Source organism: Pseudidiomarina piscicola (assembly GCF_902806985.1).
GTDB lineage: Bacteria > Pseudomonadota > Gammaproteobacteria > Enterobacterales > Alteromonadaceae > Pseudidiomarina > Pseudidiomarina piscicola.
In genome coordinates, this window is record NZ_CADCXY010000003.1 from 1 (window position 1) to 12,102 (window position 12,102).

At 50.7% G+C, this 12,102-nt stretch carries 12 protein-coding genes, 1 other RNA gene and 1 pseudogene; 9 read left to right on the top strand and 5 right to left on the bottom strand.

Annotation, left to right across the window (positions count from 1 at the left end):
• Positions 1-251 precede the first annotated feature (251 nt).
• From rplM to PSI9734_RS06905, 7 genes are all read left to right on the top strand, one after another.
• Complete coding sequence (rplM, locus tag PSI9734_RS06875; protein ID WP_173920382.1) at positions 252-680, top strand: 50S ribosomal protein L13; 429 nt, start codon at positions 252-254, stop codon at positions 678-680.
• 17 nt (positions 681-697) lie between these two features.
• Positions 698-1,090 carry a 30S ribosomal protein S9 gene (gene rpsI / locus PSI9734_RS06880; protein WP_173920383.1) on the top strand — a complete coding sequence of 131 codons (393 nt, stop codon included), beginning with the start codon at positions 698-700 and terminating at the stop codon, positions 1,088-1,090.
• A gap of 221 nt (positions 1,091-1,311) precedes the next feature.
• Complete coding sequence (gene petA / locus PSI9734_RS06885; protein WP_173920655.1) at positions 1,312-1,902, top strand: ubiquinol-cytochrome c reductase iron-sulfur subunit; 591 nt, start codon at positions 1,312-1,314, stop codon at positions 1,900-1,902.
• Entirely contained in the window at positions 1,902-3,164 is a 1,263-nt protein-coding gene (locus tag PSI9734_RS06890; RefSeq protein ID WP_425500054.1) for a cytochrome b, read from the top strand. The genes petA and PSI9734_RS06890 overlap by 1 nt, the downstream gene beginning before the upstream one ends.
• A complete protein-coding gene (locus PSI9734_RS06895) occupies positions 3,164-3,910 on the top strand; it encodes a cytochrome c1 (protein ID WP_173920656.1) in 747 nt (248 codons plus the stop codon). The genes PSI9734_RS06890 and PSI9734_RS06895 overlap by 1 nt, the downstream gene beginning before the upstream one ends.
• A gap of 14 nt (positions 3,911-3,924) precedes the next feature.
• Complete coding sequence (gene sspA, locus PSI9734_RS06900; RefSeq protein WP_173920385.1) at positions 3,925-4,554, top strand: stringent starvation protein SspA; 630 nt, start codon at positions 3,925-3,927, stop codon at positions 4,552-4,554.
• A gap of 5 nt (positions 4,555-4,559) precedes the next feature.
• On the top strand, positions 4,560-4,958 hold the full coding sequence (locus tag PSI9734_RS06905) for a ClpXP protease specificity-enhancing factor (RefSeq protein WP_217420772.1): 399 nt from the start codon (positions 4,560-4,562) through the stop codon (positions 4,956-4,958).
• A gap of 282 nt (positions 4,959-5,240) precedes the next feature.
• Here PSI9734_RS06905 and dolP read toward each other — a convergent pair whose 3' ends face one another.
• From dolP to PSI9734_RS06925, 4 genes are read right to left on the bottom strand one after another with little or no spacing between them, the layout of a single operon-like run.
• A complete protein-coding gene (dolP, locus tag PSI9734_RS06910) occupies positions 5,241-5,813 on the bottom strand; it encodes a division/outer membrane stress-associated lipid-binding lipoprotein (protein WP_173920387.1) in 573 nt (190 codons plus the stop codon).
• Positions 5,810-6,382: an SIS domain-containing protein gene (locus PSI9734_RS06915; RefSeq protein ID WP_173920388.1), complete on the bottom strand. Its 573-nt coding sequence runs from the start codon at positions 6,380-6,382 to the stop codon at positions 5,810-5,812. Before PSI9734_RS06915 ends, dolP begins: the two co-directional genes overlap by 4 nt.
• 9 nt (positions 6,383-6,391) lie before the next feature.
• Positions 6,392-6,742 carry a YraN family protein gene (locus tag PSI9734_RS06920; RefSeq protein ID WP_173920389.1) on the bottom strand — a complete coding sequence of 117 codons (351 nt, stop codon included), beginning with the start codon at positions 6,740-6,742 and terminating at the stop codon, positions 6,392-6,394.
• Between the two features lie 2 nt (positions 6,743-6,744).
• Positions 6,745-8,598 (bottom strand): penicillin-binding protein activator, encoded by a 1,854-nt coding sequence (locus PSI9734_RS06925; protein ID WP_173920390.1) that lies wholly within the window; start codon positions 8,596-8,598, stop codon positions 6,745-6,747.
• A gap of 92 nt (positions 8,599-8,690) precedes the next feature.
• Here PSI9734_RS06925 and rsmI point away from each other — a divergent pair, with 92 nt between their 5' ends.
• Positions 8,691-9,542: a 16S rRNA (cytidine(1402)-2'-O)-methyltransferase gene (gene rsmI / locus PSI9734_RS06930; protein WP_173920391.1), complete on the top strand. Its 852-nt coding sequence runs from the start codon at positions 8,691-8,693 to the stop codon at positions 9,540-9,542.
• Positions 9,543-9,552: 10 nt separating this feature from the next.
• An RNA gene (rnpB, locus tag PSI9734_RS06935) (RNase P RNA component class A) lies at positions 9,553-9,908 on the top strand.
• 56 nt (positions 9,909-9,964) lie between these two features.
• On the opposite strand, the pseudogene PSI9734_RS12140 reads toward rnpB, so the two are convergent.
• Positions 9,965-12,046: pseudogene (locus tag PSI9734_RS12140) on the bottom strand (putative bifunctional diguanylate cyclase/phosphodiesterase); the annotation flags it as partial.
• Positions 12,047-12,102 lie beyond the last annotated feature (56 nt).

Sequence of the window (12,102 nt, forward strand, 5' to 3'; positions counted from 1 at the left end):
CGAACATCGAACATCGAACATCGAACATCGAACATCGAACATCGAACATCGAACATCGAACATCGAACATCGAACATCGAACATCGAACATCGAACATCGACGTTGATCTTTTAACCGCTTTTCCCTATAATCCGCGCAGCCCACGTTACAGGTACAACTAACCAGTGTGTGGTGAAGCCACAACGGTTGTTGTGGTTCGCGGGGAAGCCCGGAACTACTGTCGTGAACCTTAAATAAAGAGTATGTTTCAATGAGTACATTTGTTGCAAAGCCAGAAACTGTACAACGTGACTGGTATGTTATTGACGCCGAAGGTAAAACTTTAGGTCGTTTGGCGACTGAAATCGCCCGCCGTTTACGCGGTAAGCATAAGCCTGAATACACTCCTCACGTTGACACTGGTGATTACATCATCATCGTAAACGCTGAGAAAGTAGCGGTTACTGGCCGTAAGGCACAGAATAAAATCTATTATTCACACTCTGGGTATCCAGGTGGTATCAAGGAAATCAACTTCGAGAAGTTGATTGCCAAGGCACCAGAAATGGTCATTCAGAAAGCGGTGAAGGGTATGTTGCCTCGTGGTCCACTAGGTCGTGCCATGTTCCGTAAACTGAAAGTATATGCAGGCACCGAGCACAATCATGTTGCTCAACAGCCTAAACAACTTGAAATTTAATACGGAGCACTAAGACAATGGCAGAGAATCAATACTACGGTACTGGTCGTCGCAAAAGCTCAACTGCACGCGTTTTCTTGCGTCCGGGTAGCGGCAACATCAGCATCAACAACCGCACTTTAGAAGAATACTTCGGTCGTGAAACTGCACAAATGGTTGTTCGTCAACCGCTTGAGCTGGTAGACATGGTTGAGAAATTCGACTTATACATCACCGTTTCTGGCGGTGGTTCAAGTGGTCAAGCTGGCGCAGTGCGTCACGGTATCACTCGTGCACTTATGCAATATGACGAAACTCTACGTGGCGACTTACGTCGTGCGGGTTATGTAACTCGTGACGCGCGTCAAGTTGAACGTAAGAAAATCGGCTTGCACAAAGCACGTAAACGTCCACAGTTCTCGAAGCGTTAATCTTTCGCTTACGACGCTGTACGTTTCAGCAAAATCAAAACCCGGCCTTTGTGCCGGGTTTTTTGTGTTTGTCCTTGTAAAAATCAGGGTATTTCTTTATCATCTGAAGGCATTTTTTTGCCGTTCGTCTGTGCAGATTGGCACAGATGGACCTAACGCAGCAGCTAATTACTGACTTCACGGCAATGTCCCGTGAAGCGTCCAAACTGGAGAGTAAGTGGATGAGCAATGCGCCTGTAGATAAAGGCCGCCGTCGATTTCTGACTGTCGCAACCTCTGTGGTTGGTGCAGCAGGCGCGGTGGGTGTTGCTGTTCCTTTCATTGCATCGTGGAACCCAAGTGCGAAAGCTAAAAACGCGGGTGCCCCTGTGGAAGTGAACATCGGAAAAGCCGAGCCGGGTCAATTGATTCGTGTAGAGTGGCGTGGTCAGCCTGTGTGGGTTGTGCGTCGTACACCAGAGATGTTGGCAAGCCTTGAAGGGTTAGAAGACCAACTTCGTGACCCGAATTCAGAAGAACCTCAACAACCAGAGTATGCGTCAAACCTTTACCGCTCACGCAAAGAAGAATTTTTCATTGCCGTGGGTATTTGTACGCACCTAGGTTGTTCACCGCAGTATCTTGAAAGCGATTTTGCGGAGCAGGTTGAAGGCGTTAACGCCGGTTTCTTCTGTCCATGTCATGGTTCCAAATTCGATATCGCCGGTCGCGTCTTCTCTGGCGTTCCTGCGCCGTATAATTTGGTGGTGCCACCGCACTACTATATTGACGATAAAACGATTTTGGTCGGTCAAGACGGGGAGCAAGCGTGATGAAAAAACTTATCGCATGGTTTGACGAACGTATTCCGATGACCAAAACGTGGAATATTCACTTAGCGCAATATCCCGCTCCAAAGAACTTTAACTTCTGGTACCTGTTTGGTGTTCTTGCCATGTTGGTGCTGGTGAATCAGATCCTTACCGGGGTTTGGTTAACCATGAATTACAATCCTTCTGCCGAAGGTGCGTTTGCCTCAGTCGAATTTATTATGCGTGATATCGACTACGGCTGGTTACTGCGCTATATGCACTCCACCGGGGCCTCAGCGTTCTTTGTGGTGGTTTACTTGCATATGCTTCGCGGCATGATGTACGGCTCGTATCAGAAGCCGCGCGAATTGCTGTGGGTATTCGGCATGTTGATCTTCCTGGTATTAATGGCTGAAGCCTTTATGGGCTACTTGCTGCCATGGGGACAAATGTCGTACTGGGGTGCGCAGGTAATTATTTCATTGTTTGGCGCCATTCCGGTTATCGGTGACGATTTAACCCTGTGGATTCGAGGCGACTATGTGATCTCGGGCGCCACGTTGAATCGTTTCTTTGCCTTGCATGTCATCGCGCTGCCGTTGGTACTGGTGATCTTAGTGTTCTTGCACATTGTTGCGTTGCACGAAGTTGGGTCAAATAACCCTGAAGGCATCAATATCAAGAAGCCAAAAGGTTCAGTGCCAGACGAAGAAAAGCCGAAGTTCAAATTCCATGAACGCTTTACCAAGAAGTACGACATTGTCGATGCGTTCCCATTCTTCCCCTACTATGTAGTGAAAGACTTGGTCGGAATAGGCATTTTCTTATTCTTGTTCTGTTATGTCATCTTCTTTGCTCCAGCAATGGGTGGGCTGTTCCTTGAGCCACCAAACTTTGAAGCTGCGAACCCGTTGAAGACACCTGATCACATTGCGCCGGTTTGGTACTTCACACCGTTCTATGCGATTCTGCGAGCTGTGCCTGATAAGCTTCTGGGCGTCATTTTGATGTTCGGTTCAATCGCTGCGTTGTTCATACTGCCATGGCTAGACCGTGGTAAAGTACGCTCGATTCGCTATCGCAGTGGCTTCCACAAAGTGAACCTAACGGTATTTGTGATCAGCTTTGTGGCACTGGGTTACTTGGGTCTGAAACCTGCGACGGAAGTTTATACTCTGTTCGCGCGGATCTTCACCTTCTTGTACTTCGCGTTCTTCGTTTTACTGTTCTTCTATAGTAAAAATGAGACCACGAAACCAGTTCCAGAGAGGATTACTAAGTGATGAAACAGTTTCTTAAAACGACTCTACTGGTAGCCGCTACCTTATGGTCAGTTGCAACACTTGCAGCTGACCCAACGGTGCCACTCGATGAAGCTAAAGTCGACTTGCATAACAAAGCCTCACTGCAACGTGGTGCACAGTTGTTTATGAACTATTGCTTGGGTTGCCACTCAATGCAGTACCAGCGTTACAACCGCACATTTGAAGATTTGCAGATACCAGAAGACCTAGGTATGGCAAATCTGCAGTTTACCGGTGAAAAAGTAGGTGACTTGATCACCAATGCAATGCCAACGGAATCGGCAGGCGCATGGTTTGGTACTGGCGCCCCAGATTTAACCTTGGTAGCACGGGTACGTGGCGCAGACTGGATTTACACCTACTTGCGTTCATTTTATGTGGACGAATCACGTCCATTTGGCGTGAACAATGCGGTATTCCCTAACGTGGGTATGCCACACGTGTTGCAAGAGTTGCAAGGGGTTCCACGCAAGACTACCGAAGAACGAATGATCGATGGCGAGATGAAAGACGTCTACGTTGGCATTAAAGCCGACGGTAGCGGTATGTTGAGTCCGTCTGAATACGATCAAGCGATGCTCGATTTAACCAGTTTCTTGGTGTATACCGGCGAACCGATGTTGCTAGAGCAGCGTCGTATGGGCTGGTATGTCTTCGGGTTCTTATTTGTCTTTACAATTTTTGCTTGGTTACTCAAGCGCGAATTCTTTAAAGACGTGAAGTAATGATGGAGAAAGACATGTCGGTTGCGGCAAATAAACGGTCAGTGATGACTTTGTATTCGAGTCGAAATGACTTACGTAGTCATCAAGCCCGAATCGTGTTAGCAGAAAAAGGCGTAGGTGTTGAAATCACCTACGTCGAAGATGGCCAGATGCCTGAAGATCTGTTGCAACTCAACCCTTACCCGGATGCGTTGCCAACTTTAGTGGATCGCGAGCTGGTTCTGTATAACGCACACATCATCATGGAATACCTTGATGAGCGTTTTCCGCATCCGCCATTGATGCCGGTCTATCCAGTTGCACGTGGTACCAGTCGTTTGATGATGTACCGCATCGACCGTGACTGGTATGCGCTAGCCGAAGCTATTGTTAAAGGTGGCAAGGGCGTCGAAGCCGCTCGCCAAGAGCTGCGTGAAGGCATCCTTTCATTGGCGCCAATTTTTGCTGACACACCGTACTTCATGAGTGAAGAATTCACCTTGGTGGATTGTTACCTAGCGCCGTTGTTATGGCGTTTACCAAGTTACGGAATTCAGCTTGACGGAGCCGCAGCGAAAGCGGTTAAAGCGTACATGTTGCGCGTATTCGAGCGTGACTCCTTCCAGCAATCACTGACCGATATCGAACGAGATCTAGGCCGGTGAGTGAGTTGACCGACATGACAGCACGCCGTCCGTACATGTTACGGGCGGTGTACGAATGGTTGGTCGACAACCAGCTAACCCCCCACCTCGTCGTCGATGCGGAAACGCCAGGCTGCCAAGTCCCGCGTGAGTTCGTCAACGAAGGTCAAATTGTACTGAACATCGCACCAAGTGCCGTGGGCAACTTACAACTGCTAAACGACCGCGTCGAATTTAACGCGCGTTTCGGTGGTAAGCCGCAACAGGTATGGGTACCAATGCTCGCTGTAACAGCGCTGTATGCCCGTGAAAACGGTGCAGGCACTATCTTTGAGGAAGAGCCGCAGTTAGCCGCGAGCGAGGCCTCAGAACAGCCCCCCGAGCCACCCACGAAGAAACGACCAAATCTGAAAGTGATTAAGTAACAAAGAGCGTTGATCGTACGCTGCGCTGTTCGTGCGCTTCGCTGTTCGTACGCTTCGCTGTTCGTACGCTTCGCTACTCGATCGCTTCGCTCTTTAAACAACGAGCAGTGAGGCGTAAGCCGAACGTACGACCAACGAGCAGTGAGGCGTAAGCCGAACGTACGACCAACGAGCAGTGAGGCGCAGCCGAACGTACGACCAACGAGCAGTGAGGCGCAGCCGAACGTACGACCAACGAGCAGTGAGGCGTAAGCCGAACGTACGACCAACGCCCTTTGTTAATTAGTTGGTTTCAAATGCGTCGATGACGCGATTTACCCCATTGGTGTTTCTTGCAATATCAATTGCCGTTCTTGCCATCTCAGCCGAAACTAAGCCCATCATAAACACCTCACCGTTTTCGGTGACTACCTTCACTTTGTTGGCGTCGACATATTCATCGGTGACTAGCTTGGCTTTTATTTTACTGGTTAACCAACTGTCGTTGCTGATCTCTTTTAAGCTTATTACGGGCCCGACGCGCACTTCATTGTGAACCTTTTGTACGCCACTGACGTCGCGGGTGAGCTGGGCGGCTAAGCCGGCAAGGTTGCTTTGTGGCACTTGCCCTAACAGCAATACCGCGCGGTTGAAAGACACCACTTGAATACGGGTATCGGCAAGGCGGTCGTCACTTTTGAGTTTGGCGATAACTTTTATTTCAATAGCCTGATCATCGACCTGGGTGCCGACCGTGCGCGAGTCGGTGGCCGATGAAATCCCTATGGCGGTTGCGCCGACCAAAGCGGCGGCACAGCCCGATAAGCCAAGCACTGCAATGAGCGTAATAATGGGTAAACTGATTCGAGAACTCACGCTTGATCCTCCTGTGGAAAAATTTGTTGCTCGGCAAGGCTGCAAAGCATATTTACAAGCTGTAGTAAGTGTTCACTCACACGCGCCGAGTTACGCGAAGGAATGCGAATTTCAACATCACCGGCGCCTAACAACCCACCAATATCCTGATCATCATCGTTGGTTAGGGCGATAATCAACATGTCGCGACTCAGCGCCGCTTGCATTGCTTGACTCACCCGTGGCGCTTGGCTGCCGGCATTAAGCACCAGCAACAGGTCATTGGGTTGTCCCACTGCGAGAATCTGTTGTGCGAAAATCGATTCATGGTTACTTGCCCCAAGGTCGGCATGCAAGGCATTTACCGGGAAAGGCGGGCGTTCGAATTGCAAGCCGGTGAGCATGATATGGGCAAAATGGCGAGCGCTAGCATGGGCCATGCTCTCGCCACAGCAATAAATTTTTTGACCCCTTAGCAAGGAATCAACCAGTAGCTCGGCTGCGCGCATGAGCGGTTCTTGCAGCTGGTCCGCAGCGGCGATTTGGGTTTGAATGCACTCTGTAAATATTGCTTTAACCGGCTCTTGCATAAATCCTCATTAGAAAGCGTCTGGTAACCAATGTAATTGCTCGGGATGCTGGCAAATAGCCACTACATCAAACCGCATAGGGGTCTGATGCTCATCAAGTTTATGCGATAGTAAATAAAATTGGGCACTACGTCGAATGCGCTGGCATTGAGCGCTGGTTATTTGTTCGACCACCGTTGCGAAGTCTTCGTTATTACGGCATTTGACCTCAACAAACACCCAATGTTCAGCGTCGCGCATAATGATATCAATTTCGCCGATATCACAACGAAAATTTCGTTCTACCAGCGTCAGCCCACGCTGACTTAGGTAGTCCAGCGCGAGCTCCTCACCAGCATTCCCTTGCTGTTGGCGTAACATGGCTAATTATCGAGACTGGCCGGCTGTACGCGGTGCCCTGAGTAGCGTGCCCAATGCAGTTCGCGTTGGATACTGTCGGCCGCGCGGCTTAATTCTCCGGTCAAACCGACCAAGCTATAGCCAGGCACCAGCTCCATTGCGGTATTGTGGTGCGCGAGCTGCATGGCATCATGGCCAAAGGCCGCAAGTCGCGCGTGATTGTAGCTCCAATGCTTGCGTAACTGCAGCAGCTCGGTAAGCCGCGTGTAGTTAGGATGATCGGGTAGCAGCCAAGGGATCTCGGTAAAGCGGACGTTATCGAGATCGTTTTCACTTAACTGATCGCTACGGATATGGCTTGCCGATGTCGCAAATACCGGGATGGGATCCATAAACGGCGCAATATTTACGTCGATAAAGGGTTTTAATAGACGCGTCTGCTCGATGGTCGAGGGCAAAAAGATGGCGTCGATATCGGCGCGGCTACGTGCTTCTGCGTCGACCAGTATTTTACCTGCAGTAATTTTTACCTGCCAGATGCGTGCCTCACTGGCAGCCACGCCAAGTTTCTCCTGAACAATGGTCTTCATGTCTTCGGTGGTTCTATAAAGACCTGTTTCAATGGTTCCTTGGGGTTGTTGCGCGCGAAAATAAGTACTGAAGGTGTCGATGGCTTGCTGCCCGCGATTACTATCGGCGGCCAGAATAAGTGGATGGCGAACGCCGCGCTGCGCCAACGCTTCGGCGACCTGTTTAATCTCCATTTCCGGCGCCAGAGCGTACCATAAATCAGGCTCGGCACTGAGTTGCTCAACGGTATTCAATGCAAACCATTGGGTATTCGTTGCTGCCAAAGCACTGTGGTCAACTTTGCTCAGGGAGTCTTTGAGTAATGGGCCAATGAGCGTATCGGCTTGAATGCGCTGCAATTCCTCGGCAAGGTTGGCGTACTCAAAACTCGCGCTATCGCGCACGGTGATGGTGAATTCAGGCGTCGACTCTAGGGCCATCACCATACCGTCCAAAACTGCTTGCCCCTGCTCAGCATAAGCACCAGATAACGGCAGCAAAACCAAAGCGTGGCGTTGTTTTGTAGCTTGCTTTAGCTGTGTATCAAGGGTTGTGGCGAGCTCGTAAGCTGGGTGCGAAGAGTGGCGCATTTGCCAGCCCTGAATGGCGCTGGTATCAGCTGCGTTGAGCTGTTGATGAACGGCCTGTAATAGCGCGAGCCAGCTCTTTGCAATCGCCCCACGAGCGGTTAACTGATCAGGCTGTGTTGCGCCAATTAAATAATCCCAACTGCGTGTGACCGACGCCCTATCACCTTGCTCGGCTAACGCCATAAGCTGCAGCTGCAGTTGCGCAGCACGCTGTGGTTGTGCCAGCTGTTTGGCCAAATCGCGGGCAAAGGTGAAGAGCGTAACTTGCTGCTTGGTACGCAGCTGACTGCTGGCACTAAGTACCGGTTCAAGAAGCTCTTGCGCGTCTTGATACAGCCCTTCGCTGGCGAGCCACTGCGCCTTTGCAAGGGCGGCGCGTTGGCGCTCGCGTGGCGGCAGCTGCACGCGCTCCAGCTCGCTAAGCAATAAAGCGCTGGTTTGCCATTGGCTCTGTTGTTGCAACAACTCAACCTGGTTAAGTAGGTATTGGCGCTGTGCGCGTTCATCATCGTAGTCGTCGAGCCCAGCGAGTAATTGCTCGAGGGACTTTGCCGAAGTGTCGGTTGCGTCACTGAAACTCGGGCCTGATGCCTCAGTTGTCGGCGTTTGCTGCTCTGACTGCGGCGTGGGGCTCGCACAGGCAACGAGACTGCAAACAACGATGCATAAGGTTAACTTCTTTGGCACAATAGCAAGGTTCACCAATTTCACACTCACACTCGGTTCAAAGTAAAGGTTTAGGTACTAATACTATAAACCTAGGCGTGCAGTGACACAACGCAATAGAGTCAATCTTACAAGGGGTTAACATGGCGCAAGACACAGCAGGCACGCTTTACATTGTGCCGACACCTATCGGCAACCTTGGTGATTTATCACCACGAGCCCAGCAAGTGCTTAGCTCTGTGGCGGCAATTGCTGCCGAAGACACCCGTCATAGTCGACAGCTATTGCAGCAATTTGCTATTCAAAATGACGTTTTTACGCTGCATGAGCACAACGAACGTGAGCGGGCCAGCCGCGTGATTGAGCGGCTAAGCAGCGGCGACGATATAGCGCTCATTAGCGATGCCGGAACCCCGCTCATCAGTGACCCTGGCTATGTGTTGGTGCAGCAATGTCGGGCCGCGGGTGTTCGCGTGGTGGCCTTGCCTGGGCCTTGTGCCATCACTACGGCGCTTTCAGCGGCGGGCTTACCCACCGATAGGTTTACTTTCGAAGGCTTTTTACCAGCGAAGCCGCAACAACGGCGTAAAACGCTTACCAGCTTACTCGACGAGCCGCGCACCATGGTGTTCTATGAGTCACCTCATCGGATTCTGCATACCCTGAACGACTTACAAGCCGTAATGGGCAGTGAGCGCGCTTTAGTTATTGGCCGTGAACTTACCAAACAATTTGAAACCTATCTCAGCGGCACTGTGGCCGAGGTTTTGCAACAGGTGGAAGCCGACAGCAATCAGCAACGTGGTGAATTTGTGGTGATGCTGGCAGGCGCACCTGTGCAAGCGTCTGGCGGCGATGAACAAGCAGCCCTTCGCACCGTATTGCTGCTGCGTAACCACCTACCACTGAAAAAAGCCGCTGCCTGTGCCGCGGAAATACATGGGGTGCGCAAAAACCAGCTTTATCAGCTAGCGTTAGACGCCGATAACACGTAGAATGCGCCGCAGAGTTAGCCAGACAATCGCTGCTTGCTTCGGCAAGGGGAGGAAAGTCCGGGCTCTATAGGGCAGGGTGCCAGATAACGTCTGGGCGGCGCGAGCCGACGACAAGTGCAACAGAGAGCAAACCGCCGATGGCCTGCATTAGCAGGATCAGGTAAGGGTGAAAGGGTGCGGTAAGAGCGCACCGCGCGGCTGGTAACAGTTCGTGGCACGGTAAACTCCACCCGGAGCAAGGTCAAATAGGGGTTCATTGGCGCGGCCCGCGTTGAACCCGGGTAGACTGCTTGATCACTAGAGTAATTTAGTGACTAGACGAATGATTGTCCACGACAAAACCCGGCTTATCGGCTAACTCGCTGATTAAAGTGTTTACAGTAATCAATGAAGGTGTCGAGCTGCAAACTGCGGCTGTAATAGAAACCCTGTTGTGAGTGGCAGTGCTGACTGCGTAAGAACTCCACTTGTGCACGGGTTTCGACACCTTCGGCGATCACGTTCAAGTCTAACGTATGCGCAACTCGTATTAATGCCTCCACCAATGCTGCCTGCTTCTGATTCGCCGGGATATCCTGCATAAATGAACGATCAATCTTAATACTATCAATCGGGTAAAAGCGTAAGTAATTGAGGCTTGAGTAACCGGTACCGAAATCATCTATCGCTAAATGTATGCCTGCACTGCGTAAATGTTTTAGGCTTTCCTGTTGCTGTTCTTGGTCCCGCATTAACAGCGACTCGGTGATTTCGATCATCAGTCGGTCGGGCGGCATATTGCCTTCAGCTAATGTAGCCAACCAGCGGCTCGCAACGTCTTTATCGTTAAACTCACGGGGTGAACGGTTGATGGCGATAGTGATATCCAAGCCTTGATCGCGCATCAGTTGCCAATCTTGTACCACCTGCTTCAACACATATTCGCCCAACCATACAATGGCGCCGGTTTTTTCCGCGATAGGAATGAATTGTGCAGGTGAAATAGCACCATGTTCCGGGTGTTGCCACCGGATCAAGGCTTCGCAATGTTTAATCAGGCCGCTTGTAGACTCAATCACTGGCTGATACTCGACATGGAAAGCGCTGCTTTCAAGGGCGTTGATCATGTCGTGGTGCAGCGCAATATGCTGCTCCGTGTTCTGCCGTAACGCCGGGTCGTAAAAAGACACAGAAAGTGAGCCTGTAGATTTTGCCGCATACATGGCTAACTCGGCACACTTGGTAAGTTGCTGTGCACTGCTGGCATCAGTCGGGTACAAGGCGATACCAACACTGGTCGTGATATTAATATGGTTCTGTTCGATATCTGCCGTATCAAGTAAATCACTGATGAAGACTTTCGCCCGTTGTTCGGCGATGGCTGGGTTATCGATATCAGCAAGCAATACGATAAATTCATCACCGCCGACGCGGGCAATGAGGTCGTTGCTGCGTAACGAGCTTTGAAGCTGTAACGCGACATGTTGCAGCAGTCCGTCGCCGACGTCTTGCCCCAAAGCATCATTGATATCGCGTAAATGGTCGAGATCAAGCATCACCAACGCGAAGCGCTGAGAGTGTTCACGCGCTGACGCGATACGCTGTTCAAGTCGCTGCTGAAAATAATTGCGATTGATTAAGTTGGTCAGAGGGTCAAAACGAGCCTGGTAGCTGATGGTATCTACCGCAGCTCGAAGCCGCCGCTGGGTGATAATTAAGCTGGCAAAGGCAGCACTAAACAATGCCACGGCGGTAAGCCCGATAAGCCAGTGGGGCCAATAACTTTTTTGCTGAGCCAGCCATTGCCCACTGCGCGGCGCTATCGCCAGTTGCCAGCGTTCACCCGGTACCAATACATGGGTGATCATGGGCTGTTGCTGAAGCACATCAGTTGGACCAACAATGTGTTGCAGCTGTCCACTGTTGGTTTCACGATGTAGCACGAAGCGGTATTCAGGGTGTTGAAAAAACTCTATTCGCTCAAACAGTTGTTGGTCGTCGATCACTAGCGAGGCGATGCCCCACAGGCTGTCGTTACGATTATAAATTGGCACTCTAGCGATAAAAGCAGTGCCGCCTTGAACGAGGTCCACCGGACCATTAAAGACAATTTCGCGACGATCGATTGCTTGCTGAATATCTGGATACTGTGCCTCGACACTGGTGTAGTCAACGCCGATGAGTGGTTCGTTGCCGGCTAACGGATACACAAAGCTAACTTTCAAATCGGGAGCGACCGCAAGGTGCAAAATACTCAAGTCACTATTTAAGAATTCATCGATCACGCGCTTTAAACGTTCTCTATCGGGCGTGTCTTGCCAAAGGATCTCTGGCTTAAGCGCTTTGAGGACCAAGATGTTGGCTTGCACACTTTGCTCGATACTGGCACGCATCGATGCCACTTGGTCAAGCGCTCTGCGTTTGGCGGTCTCGCTTTCTTGCAGGCGTTCGTAATTGACAATGGCGTAAACAACACTGATAAGCGCTGCGGCGATAAAAAATAAAATAATAAAGTCGCGCAGCATGCGCCACTTTGCTTGAGCGGGGCTAAGCGACGGTGAGCTATTTAGTAAGTGCTTGA